The sequence below is a fragment of the Vibrio sp. AIC-3 genome, from assembly GCF_013114515.1.
In the GTDB taxonomy this organism is placed as follows: domain Bacteria; phylum Pseudomonadota; class Gammaproteobacteria; order Enterobacterales; family Vibrionaceae; genus Vibrio; species Vibrio crassostreae_C.
In genome coordinates this window covers 1-17,000 of record NZ_VTXG01000018.1, presented here as the reverse complement: position 1 = coordinate 17,000, position 17,000 = coordinate 1, and the positions used below count along the sequence as shown (strand labels likewise).

Annotated in this window: 14 protein-coding genes and 2 tRNA genes; 5 read left to right on the top strand and 11 right to left on the bottom strand. The window is 45.1% G+C overall.

The window, feature by feature from the left end; genetic code table 11:
• Nucleotides 1–66: 66 nt before the first annotated feature.
• Nucleotides 67–678 (top strand): LysE family translocator, encoded by a 612-nt coding sequence (locus F0229_RS13505; protein ID WP_171733047.1) that lies wholly within the window; start codon nt 67–69, stop codon nt 676–678.
• A 68-nt stretch (nt 679–746) separates the two neighbouring features.
• On the opposite strand, the gene F0229_RS13500 is transcribed toward F0229_RS13505, so the two are convergent.
• The 6 genes from F0229_RS13500 to F0229_RS13475 all read right to left on the bottom strand — a co-directional run bounded on the left by F0229_RS13500 (nt 747) and on the right by F0229_RS13475 (nt 6,215).
• Nucleotides 747–1,934 (bottom strand): DUF1501 domain-containing protein, encoded by a 1,188-nt coding sequence (locus F0229_RS13500; RefSeq protein ID WP_171733046.1) that lies wholly within the window; start codon nt 1,932–1,934, stop codon nt 747–749.
• An 8-nt stretch (nt 1,935–1,942) separates the two neighbouring features.
• Nucleotides 1,943–3,304, bottom strand: coding sequence for a DUF1800 family protein (locus F0229_RS13495; RefSeq protein WP_171733045.1), 1,362 nt, complete (start codon nt 3,302–3,304; stop codon nt 1,943–1,945).
• 140 nt (nt 3,305–3,444) lie between these two features.
• Entirely contained in the window at nt 3,445–3,876 is a 432-nt protein-coding gene (locus F0229_RS13490; protein WP_171733044.1) for a GNAT family N-acetyltransferase, read from the bottom strand.
• 90 nt (nt 3,877–3,966) lie between these two features.
• Entirely contained in the window at nt 3,967–4,461 is a 495-nt protein-coding gene (locus tag F0229_RS13485; RefSeq protein ID WP_017058965.1) for a GNAT family N-acetyltransferase, read from the bottom strand.
• A gap of 72 nt (nt 4,462–4,533) precedes the next feature.
• Nucleotides 4,534–4,872: a zinc ribbon domain-containing protein YjdM gene (locus F0229_RS13480; protein ID WP_004731484.1), complete on the bottom strand. Its 339-nt coding sequence runs from the start codon at nt 4,870–4,872 to the stop codon at nt 4,534–4,536.
• Between the two features lie 179 nt (nt 4,873–5,051).
• Nucleotides 5,052–6,215, bottom strand: coding sequence for a threonine/serine exporter family protein (locus tag F0229_RS13475; RefSeq protein WP_102278796.1), 1,164 nt, complete (start codon nt 6,213–6,215; stop codon nt 5,052–5,054).
• A gap of 523 nt (nt 6,216–6,738) precedes the next feature.
• On the opposite strand from F0229_RS13475, the gene F0229_RS13470 reads away from it, so the two are divergent.
• The 3 genes from F0229_RS13470 (at nt 6,739) to F0229_RS13460 (ending at nt 7,508) form a co-directional block, all read left to right on the top strand.
• Nucleotides 6,739–6,813, top strand: a tRNA-Gly gene (locus F0229_RS13470).
• A gap of 38 nt (nt 6,814–6,851) precedes the next feature.
• Nucleotides 6,852–6,926 (top strand) — tRNA-Gly (locus F0229_RS13465).
• 324 nt (nt 6,927–7,250) lie between these two features.
• Nucleotides 7,251–7,508, top strand: a complete 258-nt coding sequence (locus tag F0229_RS13460; RefSeq protein ID WP_171733043.1) for a hypothetical protein — start codon at nt 7,251–7,253, stop codon at nt 7,506–7,508.
• A 126-nt stretch (nt 7,509–7,634) separates the two neighbouring features.
• On the opposite strand, the gene F0229_RS13455 is transcribed toward F0229_RS13460, so the two are convergent.
• The 5 genes from F0229_RS13455 to F0229_RS13435 all read right to left on the bottom strand — a co-directional run bounded on the left by F0229_RS13455 (nt 7,635) and on the right by F0229_RS13435 (nt 15,178).
• Nucleotides 7,635–8,189: a cupredoxin family protein gene (locus tag F0229_RS13455; protein ID WP_171733042.1), complete on the bottom strand. Its 555-nt coding sequence runs from the start codon at nt 8,187–8,189 to the stop codon at nt 7,635–7,637.
• Between the two features lie 106 nt (nt 8,190–8,295).
• The gene (locus tag F0229_RS13450) at nt 8,296–11,439 is read right to left on the bottom strand and encodes an efflux RND transporter permease subunit (RefSeq protein WP_171733041.1); all 3,144 of its coding nucleotides are present in this window, start codon (nt 11,437–11,439) and stop codon (nt 8,296–8,298) included.
• Complete coding sequence (locus F0229_RS13445) at nt 11,436–13,160, bottom strand: efflux RND transporter periplasmic adaptor subunit (protein WP_171733040.1); 1,725 nt, start codon at nt 13,158–13,160, stop codon at nt 11,436–11,438. Before F0229_RS13445 ends, F0229_RS13450 begins: the two co-directional genes overlap by 4 nt.
• A gap of 11 nt (nt 13,161–13,171) precedes the next feature.
• Nucleotides 13,172–14,614, bottom strand: coding sequence for a TolC family protein (locus tag F0229_RS13440; RefSeq protein ID WP_171733070.1), 1,443 nt, complete (start codon nt 14,612–14,614; stop codon nt 13,172–13,174).
• A 99-nt stretch (nt 14,615–14,713) separates the two neighbouring features.
• Complete coding sequence (locus F0229_RS13435; RefSeq protein ID WP_017059270.1) at nt 14,714–15,178, bottom strand: hypothetical protein; 465 nt, start codon at nt 15,176–15,178, stop codon at nt 14,714–14,716.
• Nucleotides 15,179–15,411: 233 nt separating this feature from the next.
• On the opposite strand from F0229_RS13435, the gene F0229_RS13430 reads away from it, so the two are divergent.
• The coding region (locus F0229_RS13430) for a VCBS domain-containing protein (protein ID WP_216606141.1) at nt 15,412–17,000 on the top strand (1,589 nt) is incomplete at its 3' end.

The following is a 17,000-nucleotide window of genomic DNA, read 5'->3' as shown; positions in this document are numbered from 1 at the left end:
CGATTATAGGCAGCAATAAAAAACCATACAATGCTCGCTCATCAAATATAAAGAGTTGGAGTCATTATGGAGTGGTTAAGCCTAGCAGTATTGGGACTATTGATTGTTATTAGTCCAGGCGCTGATTTCGTTTTAGTTTTGAAAAACAGTGTCAATCAAGGAAGACAAGCAGGGATTTGGACTGCAATCGGTGTGAGTTTAGCGATTTGTGTTCACATCAGTTATTCAATGCTTGGGATCAGTTACTTAATCTCACAGAATGAGCAGCTGTTTGACATGATTAGATACGCAGGTGCAGCCTACCTTATTTATCTAGGACTAAAAGGTATCTTGAGTGCAGACAACAAGCTTGCACCTATCGAAGATACAAAGCAAAGCACCAGTGTTTGGCGCTATTTAGCCCAAGGCTTTTTATGTAACGTGCTCAACCCAAAAACCATGTTGTTCTTTTTGAGCATCTTCAGCCAAGTCATCTCACCTGATGCAGAAAACCAGCATGTCGCACTCGGCTATGGGCTTTATATGATTTTTCTTCACGGCTTGTGGTTTGGGATTGTCGCTATGCTGTTTACTTCGAGTACATTGCAAAAGCATCTATTGAGAGCAAAGAAAAGGCTTAATCAAGCGTGTGGATTTGGCTTAGTGACGTTCGGAGCACTGTTGGCAATTAAATCGTAAACAAGCGAGTCAGAAATAGAATGCGATTCAAACGACTGAATCGCATCTAACAGGGTCTTGGTAAATCTCTAAACAAGATTCATCGGTCTAATATCGGCACTATCAGGGAAGATAATGTTGAGTTGTTTCACTTCTACCGATAAATGTTGGTAGAGCACGCCCTTGATAACCGAGCGCATATCAGTCGTTGGATTAAGGTCTCGGCCCTCATATAGCTGGCTTTGGCTCAAGCCCGGCCAATTGGCAATAACCTTACCCCCCACTCCTTTCAATGATGGCAGCGCACCACCCGCAACAAACATGACGTTGCCAGTGCCGTGGTCGGTGCCTTTGGTGCCGTTTTCTTTTGCTGTTCGACCAAATTCACTGGCCGCGATGATCACTGTCTTCTGCCAACGATCACCTAGTGAAGCTTTGAGAGCCGCTAACCCAACATCCAAAGTTTTAAGCTGATTACTCAACCGTCCATTTACGTTGCCTTGATTGGCGTGAGTGTCCCACCCACCGAGTTCTAACGCTGCGATGTTTGGTCCGTTATCAGCCGACAATATGTCGCCTGTTTTACCCATCAATGATTTAAACTGTTTGCCGACACCTTGATCGCCCACCAGTTGATCTATCTTCATGACACTTTCAAAGTTTGAAGACAGCATTTGGTCACTTTGAAACAACTCTTCCAGCAATTCCGTTTGTTTATCGCGTGTTTTTAAGCGGTTTGGGTACCAACTTGCCACGGTCGATTCGCCCTGCATGATGAGTGGTAAGCCCGAATCAATCGCAATTCCATCGTATTTTTCTGAGCTCAACGTGAGTAAACGGTTAATCCACCCTACGGTGTTAAACGGGTCGGAAGTACCATTCTCTAATATCTTCTGTCCATCAAAATGTGAACGCTCACGATAAGCGGTTGAACAAGCGTGTACAAAGCTGAGTTCGTTACTCTCATACCATTGATGGCACTGCTTTAGAGATGGATGAAGCCCAAAGAAATCATCCAACTTCACTAGCTGTTCAGGTTTTAATCCGATGTTGGGTCTCAAATTAGAGTAATCCGGATCGGCATGCGGCACTACAACATTTAAACCATCCATCGCGCCACGCAGTGATACCCAAATGAAGATATTGTCTGAACCTGTTTTGGCAAAGCTTGGAGATGGCAGCATCGCACTGACGCCAACAGCCGCCGCAATACCCATGAACTGGCGGCGGCTAATACTATGTGGCGCTTTATTCTGAGAACAATCTGACTTTTTCATACCCACTCCTAACGATATTGAAACTGCGGACTTAGCCACAACAGGGAAAGTTGCATTGCAGCGCTGTCGGCTTTGTTCAATACAATTTGGGTGTGTTCATCAATAGCATCGCCATATAAACCCGCGATCACTTTATCCACTACCGCTTTCGGCTTAACTCCTGACGCTTTAGCCGATTTTATTGCAGCAGACGCAAGCCTATTCGCAACTTGCATACGTTGAGTCAACGCCGAAGGGCTATTGTAGTCTCTGTCTTGATCCGACCAGCCTGCAGGTGAACCCGGTTTAAAAGGAGGCTGCCCTAAATTGTTGAGTGCATTGAATGCCTGTTTCTCGTTTAAAGAAATATCGGCACTACGAAGAACGGCAAACAGCCACTCCTTCGGCGGTCTAAAACGATTAGGGTTAGGTTTACTCGCCTCAGCACTGTTCAATAACAAGCGATAAACAGGCAGTAAATTCCCCTCGCCTCTCAGATATTCAGCAACCATTTGCTCTGAGAGTTCTTTAGGTATGTCGCCAATGAAATGCTGGCACAGCTTACCAACCAAGTACGCAGCAGTGTCTTTGTGGGTCGCTAAGGTTTTTAAACACGACTCTCCTTGCGAGACGCCGGATTGAGAATAGGACTTTCCAAGCAGTGTGATACTTCCTGGCTCATGCAGGTTATTAGCAAATCGAAACCCAGCATCAGGAGATTTGAATTTAATGCCCCAGCCTGAAATCGCTTTTGCTAAGGCAATGACGTCTTGCTGAGTGTAAGAACCGTCAACGCCAAGAGTGTGGAGTTCTAAGATCTCACGAGCGAGGTTCTCATTGAGCCCCTTATTACGGCGCTTTCCGACTTTTGAATTGGGACCAATCGAGAGTTGATTGTCGAGATACAGAAGCATCGCAGGATGTTTAGAAGAAGCCATCAGCATCTCGCCAAAGTTACCATTCCAATGCTGGCGAACCACATCGTTTTCAATGCAGGCGGCCAAGGGCATCAGTTTTCGATTATCGACCGAGATGGCGAAGTGATTGCTCCAAAACTGAATGATGCGCTCTTGAAAACCATAAGGAGTTTCAACACTTTGTAGGTGGCGAGCTTGAGCTTGTTGTCGATACTGCGTTCGAAGAAAAGACTGCGCTTCTTTCTTCGTGGCTTGCATCTGTTGTTCGTCACCCTTGGCCTTCATTCGTTGTACACGATTCTCTCCTACTTTAATCAGAGTAGATTCAGTACTCGGTAAGTCTTGTATAGCTTGGTGAACGAATGGCTTTTTATCCAACTGTTCTACAGGAGAATAATAGGTTGTTTGACCTAGTTTTGGCCCAAAGCCAAACCTTTGTTCACCCACGATTTTTGAAGTCGGGTAATAATTCATTGCACACTCCCTTACGCTCGATCTTTTCTAAGTGTAATCGCTTAGTCATCAAGCATAGGGAGCTTTACAAGGTTTTACGTTAGATAAGTGTCAGGTGCCTATCAAGTTACCGACACGGTGTGATCATTTTGAATGAGTGTCTATTCACGCCACATATAGACAAACTGATCGTTTTGCGAGGTGATTTCGAAGCCAAACCTTAAATACAACTCCCCAACTCGATTACCTTGTAAATAACACAACTCCACAGGCTTATTGAGTTTGGCTGCTTGAGCTAAGCAATCCGTTAAAACTTGGCTGCCAATACCTTTGCCATGATATTCAGGCAGTAGAAAGAATCGGCAAAAATAGAAGTGCTCGCCTTTGTCTTGCAACAACACACTACCAATCGCTTTACCTTGATATTCAATGATTTCAGGGCGTTCTTCTGCCCACTCTTCGGCGTGTATATCTCGTTGAATTTGTTCATCCCAGCCAAATACGGCCTTGATAGGTTCGAACTCAGCGGCCTTCTTAAGCTCGAACAGAAATTCATAATCTGATGACTGAGCAGCTCTTGTTGAATACTTCAAAATACCTCCAACAATAATTGGCTGTGGTTTCATTTTCGCTAAAACCGGAATTCAGCGCCCCCGATAAAACTAAATGCCACGCTTAAATGTTCATTTGGGTTCTAGTTGGTAACGTAAGACTTCGTGTTTATCTTGCTCTGAATAAAAGGTATTCAGGAATTGTCCACCGCACTTCTCTATCACCTTTTGCGAAGCAATATTGCCCCTCTCACACGTAATAATAGCGCTTTCGGTCAATACGTGTCGTTGAACCCAAGACAACATATGACTTGCGATACCCCGCCCTCTCGCTTGTGGCAAAGTCTCGTAGCCGATATGTCCGATGACATCGTGAATGTACGGACTGGTGCCATGACGAACTCTTATCACTCCAAGAATACGTCCAGACTCGAAACAAAAATAAGTAGAAGCAGGCGTCCACCCTTCTGGCAAACCCCCACCTTTTGAATAAGCAATTCGTCTTTCTAAATAGGCATCACTGCCATCAGAAATGCCCGTGTAAATATCTAACCCATCTTCAACACAGGCGTTCACATAGTGATGAAAGGCAGTTGAATGCGAAAGAGCAGCTTTAACCATGTCCATATAATGTTGATTCTCCTCCGGTTTTTACGCTATTTAGTTCAGTAGCAACTCGCAATTTTGACCGATTATCGACTATTGCTTCTTAACGTACTTCGCCGTAACCAACATTTCACCGCCACCATCCAACTTGCAATCTAGCTGGTGATCTTTGCCTTCGTTGATGCGTCGAATCACGGCTTTAGTGCCGATTTTCAGTACGCTAGAACTGCCTTTAATTTTTAGATCTTTAATGAAGGTAACTTTATCGCCACTTTCCAATACAACGCCATTTACGTCCTTAACACGCGCGGCTTCTCTTTCTAAACGCTCTTCTTCTGGATTCCACTCATAGGCACACTCAGGGCAGATTAGGTTGTTTTGGTCTGGGTAGACATATTCAGATTGGCATTGCGGACAAGGAGGTAGAGACATACGTTAATACTTAATTTAAATAGAATTTGTTCCATTTTAATGGCTCTTGTCAGGCTTAGCGAGCATAAATCTAACAAGTTTTACGGAGAGCTAATTGTCTTCAAAAAAGAGCAGCACCTAAAACGAACAAACACAGCCGCTAAGCTGTGTTTGTTTAAAGGTTTGAAAAGCGGAACGGCTTAACGTTCGACTTTTGGTGAGTAAATCGAGTAAGCGGTGATTTGCCCTGCCACGATTGCAGAGAACATGAATAACGCCGACAAACCAATACTAGGAATAGGCAGAATCGACTGTTCAAACACCGATTGGCTGGCACTTACTAATACTCGGCTACCCGGAACCAAGATGATGATCCCTTGCACGATATAAATAGAGCCCGTGAGCTCCATCTTCTTGGCAATCCAAGTCCCGTACAAAGTAATAAGAACCGTCGTAACCCAAGTACCGACAACCCAACCACTATCAAAACCTAGGTAGAACGGGCCCCACATACCGAGAACCGCTACTGGTAAACCAAGTAAGATGTCTTTAGGTCGCGCATTGAACATCACACCGATAGAAACAGAGATCAGCACCAAGCCAGATATGTGCATCCACATCGGTACCGCATTGATATAGTCGATGGAGACCGCTTGTCCCCATATCGCTTCACCGATGTTGAGCCCCATGATAATCCCTACAAACAGCTTAATCAGGGTTAAGGCGCTCTGCCCTAGCAAGCTGGTACCAGAAACCAAGTCATTAAACGCCAAACATTCTAGTGCGTTGGCTATGGATAACCCGGGGACAAACAAGACGATCGAGGCGATACACAACGCCCACACTGGTATCGGCAACCCTGTGCTCGCCAAAAACGCTACAAAGATACCCGTTAACAGTGCCGAGATGAATTCAACTGCGATAGCGCGACGTGAATGAAGGACTTGCTGACAGACCCAAACCATCAAACCCAATAACGCAGAAAAACCCACCGCTTCCAACGTACTGCCCACCAGCATCAAATACGCAGGCGGAATCCCCATATTGGCTAGTGCAGTCACAAATTTAGAGTAACCGACAGGCTCTGGTACAGGCTCACTGCTCGGTTGGTTAATACGAATGATGGTATTAGCCAACAAACTCAGGTTAATTGAAGCAGGCTTTAGACGCTTAAGAATCACAGCGTTGTTATCGTCTGGAAACTGATAATTGATCGCGGTTGGCGTTGCTTGGATCATCACATCCACACCATGCTTTTTAGCATAATATTGTGTATATTTTTCAAGCTTATACGGAGCACAACCACTGCGGTGAAGAGTGTCACCAATTTCAACAATTTTGTTAATTCGGAACTGAGAAGGCATGGGTATTTTAGGGGAGACAAAATGTGCGGCAAATGTACCAAACGATAGACGGAATGACGAGGCTTTTGCGTGAATTATCAACTGAACTCGTTACTTTTTTCTGCAAAGGCTTAGAAGTCTCTATAACTCTACTCATTTGGGATTAGTTTACTGAATGTTTTGACCGACTAATAAGTTAAATTTATGCATTCAGATTGTTATTAATGGACGCCAAAACACGATTAAAAATCAGTTTATGTTAACACTCCAAATTCCTTAATTTGTATGGGTTTTATGACAAGCTAACACCAACAAACTGGTTTATAAATCAAACCGAATTTGTCACAGAAATAGCGGGGGATTTTCCATTGTTTCTCGCCCTCCGTTTAACGAGAGTTTAGTCACATTTTATTCACTCTTAAAACGCCGAACATGATTGAAAAACTAGCGGAGTGGTGGTTATGCGAGCACTTAGAATAAAAATGAAAGAAAAAGGTTTCGTTTTCAGTTAGATGTGGCATTATCACTCTCGTTAAGACGATGTGCGTACATCGTATAATGGCTATTACCTCAGCCTTCCAAGCTGATGATGCGGGTTCGATTCCCGCTGTACGCTCCAGTCTTCTTGATGCCTCAGTCTTACTCTTAAGACAGTGTGCGTGCATCGTATAATGGCTATTACCTCAGCCTTCCAAGCTGATGATGCGGGTTCGATTCCCGCTGCACGCTCCAACTTCTCCTTAAGCTCCATGACGTGCTTTCTTCCAGCGATACCCTATTCAAAAACTTTCTCCGTTCGATAAATCCATAGTCATTAAATCTATACTGATTTAACTTATTTTGTTTAAGCTTAGACTGACGAATCAACGCTAATTGACCAACCAAAGCTATTAACTCCTTAAATCGCTTCGTATTTCTGACACCTATCCAAATCACACATTGCAGTTCAGCTTTTAATGATTTTCAAAATTATTCCAATTTAATAATCTTGGTCAATATCTGCAAAAACAGTTGTGGTAATGTGCGCGCATTAGCAACAACCAAAAATAATTAAAAATGTTTAAAAGCAATGAGTTAACAATTAGCATCAAAGCAATTAATGTCGCGCTAGCAAAAGTTGAAAATGCCAATAAAATTCAGCTAGATACATTGAAAGGTTATGTGAACAGCGAACCTGAACAGGCTGTACTGGCTTTTCGATCGCTGAATGAAGCAGAGGCAATCGATGACAAGTTTAAAAAGATCATGGCAGAGCTACCGCACCTGAGCGGCGAGGCACACCACCTGCTTGAAACTTCTATCTTGCTACAGTGACTATAAATAAAGATAAGCCTCAGCGAATCCCTCACAGCAAAGCGCTTTAGGTATAAGTTAAGACTTATCTTTAATTTTCTAGCCCTCATTGAATTTCTAATTCAACAAAGCGCTATTGATTAACGTCTAAAGCGTTAACGACTTCACCATACCCGCTTCAGCGTGACCAGGGATATTGCACGCTAACTCTACGTTATTATCACCATGAAAATGCCAAAGCATCTGCTTCGCTTTGCCCGGCTTAACCGTGACTGTACTGCCCGAGTCATGAGCGTGATTACCCATTTTTTTCATCATTTCACGATGCTCTAGCTGCTCTGAGGCAGAACCAATCGAGAATTCGTGATCAATCTTGCCTGTATTCATCACAACAAACTGCACTACGTCATTTGGCTCTATATCGACCTTGTTTTTAAATGTGATTTTCATATCATCACTTAGCAGAACATGAACCACTTTATCCGGCTTTGCGCCTGTCGCAGGCATACCCACTTCAGACATGCCTTCCATATTCATCATCGAATGGTCCATCTTTCCATCCTTCATCATGCTGTGATCCATTTTTGAATGATCCATCTCTCCACTCTTCATCATCGAGTGGTCCATATTCGAATGGTCCATTTCAGCAAAAGCCGTTGCAGTAGTTAACGTCAGTGCAATCGCAATAAGTGTCTTTTTCATGATCGTTCCTTAGATTAATTCAGTTATTTATTTGTTAGTTTCAAATGTTCATGTGGTACGCCCTTACTCACTCTGTTTTGGTAAGTAAGGGCTAATAATCAATACGTTATTTGTTTGTCTCGTTTTGGCTATGCATAATCTCACGCTGTTTCCAGAGCTTAAAGATTGCAGGCAACACCAGTAGGGTAAGCAACAGTGCAGACGCCATTCCGCCTATCATCGGCGCAGCAATTCGCTGCATCACTTCAGAGCCCGTTCCCTCGCCATACATAATTGGAATGAGGCCAATAATCACCGTAAGTACCGTCATCATCACAGGGCGAACACGCAGTCCTGCGCCCTCACGAATCGCATCCGTTAAGTCTTCACTCTTAAGTGCTTGCTGGTTCTGCTCCGCATCCAATTTTTTGTAGTGCCATGCTTGGTTTAGGTAAACCAACATGATCACACCTATCTCAACAGCAACCCCTGCAAGGGCGATAAAGCCCACCCCTACTGCAATGGAGAAGTTGTAATTGAGGATATGCATTAGCCATAGGCCACCAACCATTGCGAGTGGCAATGTGAGCATGATCATCATCACCTCACCGACACGGCGGAAGCTTAGGTAGAGCAACAACATGATGATGGCGATGGTGATTGGTACAACGACACTCAAACGCTCCTTCGCACGCTCCATGTATTCGTATTGACCAGACCATGCCAGTGAATAACCCGCAGGTAAGACGCTTTGATCTGTAACGACTTTTTGCGCCTCTGCCACATAAGAACCAAGGTCGCGACCTTCGATGTCAACGAACACCCAGCCATTAGGACGCGCGTTCTCCGTCTTAATCATTGGTGGTCCATCTTCATAGCGAATATCTGCAACATCAGACAAAGCAATTCGCGCTCCATTTGGTGTCACTAACGGCAGGTTCTGCAACTTAACGACAGAATCACGATAGCTTTGTGGGTAACGGACATTGATTGGGTAACGCTCTAGCCCCTCAACGGTTTCACCCACGTTCATGCCACCAACCGCAGTCGAAATAACCTGTTGCACTTCTTTAATGCTCAAGCCATATCGCGCAGCAGAACGACGTTTGATGTCTATCGTCACATAACGACCACCCGCAACACGCTCAGCGTAGACAGAAGCCGTACCACTCACGCTATTGAGGATGGGTTCAAGTTGAGAGCCAATGTCCTCAATCACGCTCAGATCTGGGCCTGCGATTTTGATACCAATTGGCGTTTTAATACCGGTCGCCAACATGTCGATACGCGTTTTGATTGGCATGACCCAAGCGTTGGTCAAACCGGGGAATTGAATCAGATCATCAAACTCTTTACGCAGAGACTCCGTAGTGACACCGTCACGCCACTGTTCTCGCGGTTTAAGCTGAATAACCGTTTCAATCATAGTCAGTGGCGCAGGATCGGTTGCAGTCTCTGCTCGACCAATTTTGCCCCACGTGGTTTCGACTTCTGGAATGGTTTTAATGAGCTTGTTGGTTTGTTGCAACAACTCACGAGCCTTACCTATTGAGATGCCCGGATACGTGGTTGGCATGTACATCAAATCCCCTTCGTCCAAAGGAGGGATGAACTCACTACCAAGCTTACTGGTTGGGTAATAAGCAGACGCCATTAAGCCAAGTGCGATAACAATCATCACCTTTGGATATTTTAGGCTGAGATTTAGAAGCGGCTTGTACATCGCCACTAGGCTGCGGTTGACTGGATTTTTGTGTTCAGGTAGCACGTTGCCACGAATGAAGTAACCCATTAGTACAGGCACAAGCGTGATAGCCAAACCAGCTGCAGCGGCCATTGCATACGTCTTGGTAAACGCAAGTGGCGAGAACATCTTGCCCTCTTGCCCTTCTAGCGCGAACACAGGCACAAAACTCAAGGTAATGATAATCAGAGAGAAGAACAGCGCCGCGCCAACTTCTTCTGCTGCCTTACCAATCACTTGCCAACGGTTTTTGTCAGTGAGCGGAGTCCGTTCAATGTGTTTATGAACGTTCTCGATCATCACGATGGCACCATCCACCATGGCGCCAATCGCAATCGCGATCCCGCCAAGAGACATGATATTGGCGTGAATACCCTGCCAATGCATCACAATGAATGCACCTAAGATACCAACAGGCAGACTTAGTGCGATAACCAACGACGAGCGGATATGGAACAAGAACAGCGCACACACCACGGCGACCACGATGAACTCTTCAGCCAGCTTCTTCCAAAGGTTTTCAACGGCTGAATCAATCAAAGTCGAACGGTCATAAGTCGCGACAATCTCAACACCATCAGGCAAGCCAGCTTGCAGTTCAGCGAGTTTGGATTTAACCGAGTCGATCACTTCACTGGCATTTTCACCAAAGCGCATCACGATAACGCCGCCAACCGCCTCGCCCTCACCATTGAGTTCCGAGATACCACGACGCATTTGTGGGCCAAGGTTAATGTCAGCAATGTCACCTAATAGCAGCGGAGTACCTTTGTCTGTCACTTTTAACGGCAAAGATTGAATGTCTTCGATGCTTGTAAGGTAACCCGTGGTGCGAACCATGTGTTCGGCTTCGGCAATCTCAACAACAGACGCTCCTGTTTCTTGATTACCATCTTGGATTGCCTTGTTGACTTGCTGAAGCGTCAGGTCATATGCACGTAACTTGGCAGGATCAATCTGTACTTGGTACTGCTTCACCATGCCGCCAACGGTCGCAACTTCAGACACGCCTTCTACAGTTTGTAATTCATACTTCAAGAACCAATCTTGCAAACTACGAAGTTCCGCTAAGTCATGCTGACCGGTTTTATCTTGCAACACGTAGCTGTAAACCCAGCCCACACCGGTTGCATCTGGCCCTAGTGTTGGCTTGGCACTCGATGGCAAGTTAGGTGCAACTTGGCTTAAGTACTCCAACACTCGTGAACGCGCCCAGTACATATCGGTATCGTCATTGAAGATGATATAGACATAGGAATCACCAAAGAACGAGTAGCCACGAACTGTTTCAGCACCCGGTACAGCTAACATGGCGGTGGTCAATGGATAGGTAACCTGATCCTCGACCACTTGTGGGGCTTGCCCCGGATAACTGGTTTTGATGATCACCTGAACATCTGACAAATCAGGAATGGCATCGACAGGTGTATTTTTAACGCTGTATAAGCCGCCAAATACGATGGCTACAGTAGCAACCAACACTAAGAAGCGGTTGCTAATAGACCAGCGAATGATTGCATTGATCATAGTTCGCCCTCACCCGTGCTATTCGTCGGTTCGAGAGATTTGAGCACATAATCAGAACCTTGCTTCGCCACTAGAAACCGAATGGTTTGACCCTCGGTAAACTCAGATAAATCAAGGTCATCACTGGCTTGGAAATTCATTTCACCCGCTTTCCAATTCCACTCAGGGACTGGCTGATGTTTTACGGTGATCATGCCAAAATCTGCCATCAACATAGTGATGTCGCCTGATACCCAAACTTCGCCAGCGATCTTGTGTTTGTTGACCTTGTAATCAACAACCTCGTACTGCCCTGACTCTGTCTTTCTCATCTCAAAATCAATCGCCTTACCACGTTGCACGTCACTCATGTCCAAGCCTTCCGCAAAGGTGAAATTCATCACCATGCCCGGCCAATCCCATTCAGGAACAGGCTGATGGTTAATCGTCACCATGCGACTGCCTTGCATAACATCGGAAATTTCACCGTTTGCCCATACGGTTTCAGCTTGTTCCTCAACACCATTGATGCGTGACAGATCAGCAGATTGGCTCGATTCAGAATCCAACATGAAGTGCGCAGAAGTGACAATGTTTTCGCCTTGCTCTAGCCCTTGAAGCACCTCTATTTTTTCGCCAGCTTCACGACCAACCTCAATACGAGCAGAGCGATACTTGCCAGAACCTTTTGACATCACCACTCGAGTCATACCACCGGAGTGAATCACCGAAGATCTTGGGATAGTAAGAACGGCTTCATCACTGATGGGTTTCAGCGCAATATTGGCAAACATATTTGGCTTAAGCTCGCCATTTGGATTGGAGAACTTCAAACGAACGCGCAAGGTTCGAGTTTTTGGGTCAAGGATTGGGTACACGTAATCGACATTACCCAACCACTCTTTGCCGGGAATGGCATCTAGCGTCATCACCGCATCGCTGCCTGACGAGATCCAGTGCGCTTGACGCTCAAACACCTCAGCATCAACCCATACTTCGCCTAATGGGCCAGCACTGATCACCGCTTGTACAGGTGAAAGGTAACCACCTTCTCGGATATTCAAACTTGCGATGACACCATCGGCTGGCGCTTTGACTTCAATGGTTTGTGAGGCTTTCCCTTTACGAGCGATGGATCGTATCTGCGCTTTATCTACACCTAGGGTGACCAAGCGTTCAGTCGAGCCCTTGATTAAACCTTTACGACCCGTTTTATAAGCACTGATCAACTCTTCTTGTGCTTTAACAAGCTCTGGAGAATAGAGTGTGAAAAGCACATCACCTTTGTTTACCTTCTCACCGACTGCGTTGATGGAGAGTTTTTCCACCCAACCAGAAACACGGACGTTGGTTTGCCATAGCGCACTTTCATCAAATGCCACGTAGCCAACCGTTTCAATGCGTGGTGATAGCGCTTCTCTCGTGACTTGTGCGGTTTTCACGCCAAGGTTATTTTCCACAGAAGAATCAATAAACACGGTTCCGGGCTTATCTTTGGCTCCGCCGTTCACATCGTCAGCATATACAGGGATAAGATCCATCCCCATTGGTGACTGGCCCGGCTTATCACGCTGATAATTTGGGTCCATCGGAGCCACCCAGTACAGAGGCTCATCGCTGGCTTCTGTACTGGTTGCCATTGCTGACATGTCGTGTGCTGGATTAATTAGAAAATGGTTCACACCAAAACCCAATGCACCACCGACCAATAAAGCGATTGTTGCTACTTTTACTGTATTCATTGTCTATTCCCCTATTGATTGGCTGTGTGTTTAGTTGCGCTTGAGTTAAGTTGTGGTTGGTTTACTTGGTATTCAAAGCCACTGACTAACGCCGCCAGTTTGCTGTTAACGATGTTGAGATCGGTGATCAAACGTTGTTGCTCTAACTTAAGCGCCAGCTCATCGGTCGTTGCTAAAATGACATCGTTAAACTGAGCGGTATTGTTTTGATAGCCCCTTTCAACCGCGCTGATTCGTGCTGCGGTTTGAGGAAGCAAGGACGTTTGATAGCGATCTAATCGCTGGATCAGATTTGATCTGTCCACCAGCAATGCGTTCACTTGCGCGTTCATTTGGGAAAGTAAGGTGTCTTTTTGAGATTTGGCCGCACCAACTTGATACTGAGCAGCCGATAAGTTCTTATCTTGTCGGCTCCCTGTAATCAGCGGGATGTCGACTGTCAGATAAGCACTCACCAGGTCAGAAGCAGGTTCACCCGCCATGTTATTGGCTTGACGGTGTGCATACATCACTTCCACCCCAAACTGCGGGGTATAAGCTTGCTCGGCTAACTCGACCTGAGTTTGATTGGAGGAAATACTGACATCGGAGATCTTAACCAAAGGATGGTCAGTCAGTAGCTGGTAGTGCTTGGTTGAAGCGATATTGGTCGCTAATTTGCTTTCCAACAACGACCAATCGATTTGGTTAGTTGCATTCAGTGTGCCCTGAGAATCAAGAACCTGAGAGCCTAGCCAATCAGAACCCAACCATTCAGAAAGCTGAGAGATTAGACGACGCTGAACCTGCTGGTTTGCCTGAAGTTTCTCATCAAGCTTACTCACTTGAAGCTGAGCGTTAAGCAGATCTTGCGCTTCACTTTTACCAATCGAGTAATTGGTTTGTACATAGTTTTCAAGCTCAACCAACAAACGACGATTTTGACGAATCACCGACTCAGCCTTTTGCTGATAACCTAACTTAAGCCAAAGCTGCGTCATGCTATTCGCAACCGTCAATTCTCTTGCTTGCACCTGCAAAGCTAAAGCATCAGCCTGTTGGCCTGCCTTTTTTTGTTGAAGGTTAAGCGTATCGCCACGCTCAAACTGCTGCATCAACCCTACCGATATATTGGTCATCGGGTCTTCGTCGAATTGAAAACTATCGACAGGCAAACCGCCAAATCCAACTTTTAATTTAGGATCCATTAAGGTCGAGCTGGCAATGCCCGTTTCTCGCATCGCTTGAGACTGAGCAAAGTACTGCTTGCGATTTCCATCTTCGCTTAAAGCAATCTCAATCAGTGTATTGAGTTGCTGCGTCGAGCTTGCTTGGTCATGTGCTGAAATGTGTTGAGCATTTGAAGCTGACGCCGTGGTAGCCGCGAGCGTAGCACTTGAAAACAAGGCCATAGGCAAGGTAGCAGCAACCACTAAGCTCGTGTTCATGACAAACACAGAGGTTGTTGGTTTCATATTCACAATGAATGTCCATATCTAACGCTAATTAGCGCATAAAAAAGAATGGCTTATCAGATTTATCTAACTGATAGAGCTGTATTTTTAGATATAGATTTATGCGGAAGGTGGGCGTAGCAAAGATTGAGCGCGTGCGACTTTCTGGCCAATCGTGACCGATTGAAAACGAGCTAATGAAAAGGAAAGTTGATCAACGGCTTGAACAGCCTGGATTGGATAGGGACTTGCAGAACACATTGAGGCACAGCAATCGGCACTCGAACAATGGTTACCCATCATCGGACTGCCGTCTTCGCTCATTGAAGACATATCGAATTGAGCCATCAAAGCATGGGCACTCATGTTAGAGTCTTCAGCGTGTACTTCTTCACTCATCACATGACACCCTGCCATTGAATCATTAACCGAAGTATCGCTGTGGTAACAAGCCGACTTGCTCGACCCCATTTCCATCATCATTACTTCAGTCATCAAGGCTGAGGAGCTTGAGGCATAGCTAGACATCAACATCGCAATGATGCTGAAAACAATAATCCAAGTTTTTCGGAATGTGTTTGTCATAGCTTACCTTTGAATTTACACCGCAACTATAAACGTTACCCTTAGTGTAAGGTCAATGCCATTGTGCCGATATTTACCTGACCGTTGAAAAAGTATTCATCCTCTCTTTCATCAAAATGAGATAATTCTTCGACTTTGCAGTTTTTTCTTTAAAAATTATCCAATTAGCTAGCGAAACCTCTATCTGTGTATTTTACTTAAGATAGTGCAACCACGATTCACGGATGATAAAAATGGCTAACAAAAAAAACGTCGAAGCAAACAAGAAAAATACAGAAATCAAAAATAAGAAAAGTAACAAGCTAGAACAAAAGAAACCAACACAAAAAAAGAAGCGCAGACTGCATTCACATCTAAAAGTGAATATCCCACTTTTTCAGTCACTCATGATGATTTTGCCATCATTGGCTAAACACGCTGCTGCAGAAAGTATAGACAATTCCAGCGACGCTGCAGATCAAGTAACCGCAAATAACGTGACCGAAAAAGATGTCACCGATGACCATAGCAAGGCGGACTCATCAGCGGTTGCTCTCCAAGAAGCTCAGACGAGTGACAGCGACGTAAACTCCACCTTAAGTGCAAGTCATGCCGCCCATGGTTCGAGCTCTCACTTGGTTCCTTCTCATCATTTGTCGACGCTTTCTCACCCGCAAGTCCATTACATTCCTTCGGTATCGATGCCGACTATCTCCTCAGGGAGTAACGGTCAGCCGACTCATTCGAATGCGTCTACGACGCCCGCTTTACCTGTCACTTTTATGCCAGAAGTCATAAAAGGTACCTACGGAGAGCTTCATGTTGATGCAAATGGTCAATACACATTCGTATTGAATCCAAATTCTCCTCAATACATCCTGTTAAACCAGCACCAACCAGGTACTGATCATTTTGCGTTACATCTATCTAACGGCTCGAGCATCATTGTTCAGATACCGGTAACAGGTAAGCAAGACACGCCAAATATTTCTGGAGACTTAACAGGTGTGGTAACAGAAGATCACAATATTGATTCACAAGGCTTGTTACATGCGAACGGCAAAATCGATGTCATAGACCCTGACCAAAATGAAAGTTCGGTTACGCCGGAAGTTATCTCAGGTAAATATGGTTCATTAACTATCGATGCTGATGGACATTGGCAGTATCAAGTTGATAACTCGCTCTCTAATGTTCAAGCTTTAACCGCAGCCACTTCACTGCATGAAAGTTTCACAATTCACACCAAAGATGGCACACCGCAAACCATCGATATGACGATTGGCGGGAACGACGACAATGCAGTAATTACGGGTGTGGATACTGGCACGTTAACTGAAGATTTAACGACACAAGTTCAAGGGCAGCTTTCGGTCACGGACTCTGATCTTGGAGAAGATCATTTCCAGGCATCACAAGTAACTAGCAATTTCGGTACGCTAAGCATCACCAAAGACGGTGCGTGGACATACAATTTAGACAACAATAACCCAGTAGTTCAAAGACTTGGCCAAGGTTCAACTGCGACAGACATCGTCACTGTTCACTCTGCCGATGGCACACCACATCAAGTCACTATTACCGTTAATGGCACTAATGATACTGCTGTTATTTCAGGTACAAATTCAGGGGCGGTAACTGAAGAGTCGCAACTGAAAACGTCTGGGACTCTGACTATTACAGATACCGATAAAGGCGAAGATCACTTCTCGAATACCGATATCGCAGGTCAATTAGGCACCCTACATCTTAAAGATAACGGTAATTGGACCTACGATTTAGATAACAAAAACACGGCAGTTCAAGCACTAGCGCATGGTAAAACGGCGACGGACACTATCAC

What these genes read in the sequence shown, in the direction of transcription:
- F0229_RS13505 (WP_171733047.1), top strand. Translation starts at nt 67, where the DNA reads ATGGAGTGGTTAAGCCTAGCAGTATTGGGACTATTGATTGTTATTAGT.
- F0229_RS13500 (WP_171733046.1), bottom strand. Translation starts at nt 1,934, where the DNA reads ATGAAAAAGTCAGATTGTTCTCAGAATAAAGCGCCACATAGTATTAGC.
- F0229_RS13495 (WP_171733045.1), bottom strand. Translation starts at nt 3,304, where the DNA reads ATGAATTATTACCCGACTTCAAAAATCGTGGGTGAACAAAGGTTTGGC.
- F0229_RS13485 (WP_017058965.1), bottom strand. Translation starts at nt 4,461, where the DNA reads ATGGACATGGTTAAAGCTGCTCTTTCGCATTCAACTGCCTTTCATCAC.
- F0229_RS13480 (WP_004731484.1), bottom strand. Translation starts at nt 4,872, where the DNA reads ATGTCTCTACCTCCTTGTCCGCAATGCCAATCTGAATATGTCTACCCA.
- F0229_RS13475 (WP_102278796.1), bottom strand. Translation starts at nt 6,215, where the DNA reads ATGCCTTCTCAGTTCCGAATTAACAAAATTGTTGAAATTGGTGACACT.
- F0229_RS13460 (WP_171733043.1), top strand. Translation starts at nt 7,251, where the DNA reads ATGTTTAAAAGCAATGAGTTAACAATTAGCATCAAAGCAATTAATGTC.
- F0229_RS13455 (WP_171733042.1), bottom strand. Translation starts at nt 8,189, where the DNA reads ATGAAAAAGACACTTATTGCGATTGCACTGACGTTAACTACTGCAACG.
- F0229_RS13450 (WP_171733041.1), bottom strand. Translation starts at nt 11,439, where the DNA reads ATGATCAATGCAATCATTCGCTGGTCTATTAGCAACCGCTTCTTAGTG.
- F0229_RS13445 (WP_171733040.1), bottom strand. Translation starts at nt 13,160, where the DNA reads ATGAATACAGTAAAAGTAGCAACAATCGCTTTATTGGTCGGTGGTGCA.
- F0229_RS13440 (WP_171733070.1), bottom strand. Translation starts at nt 14,614, where the DNA reads ATGAAACCAACAACCTCTGTGTTTGTCATGAACACGAGCTTAGTGGTT.
- F0229_RS13435 (WP_017059270.1), bottom strand. Translation starts at nt 15,178, where the DNA reads ATGACAAACACATTCCGAAAAACTTGGATTATTGTTTTCAGCATCATT.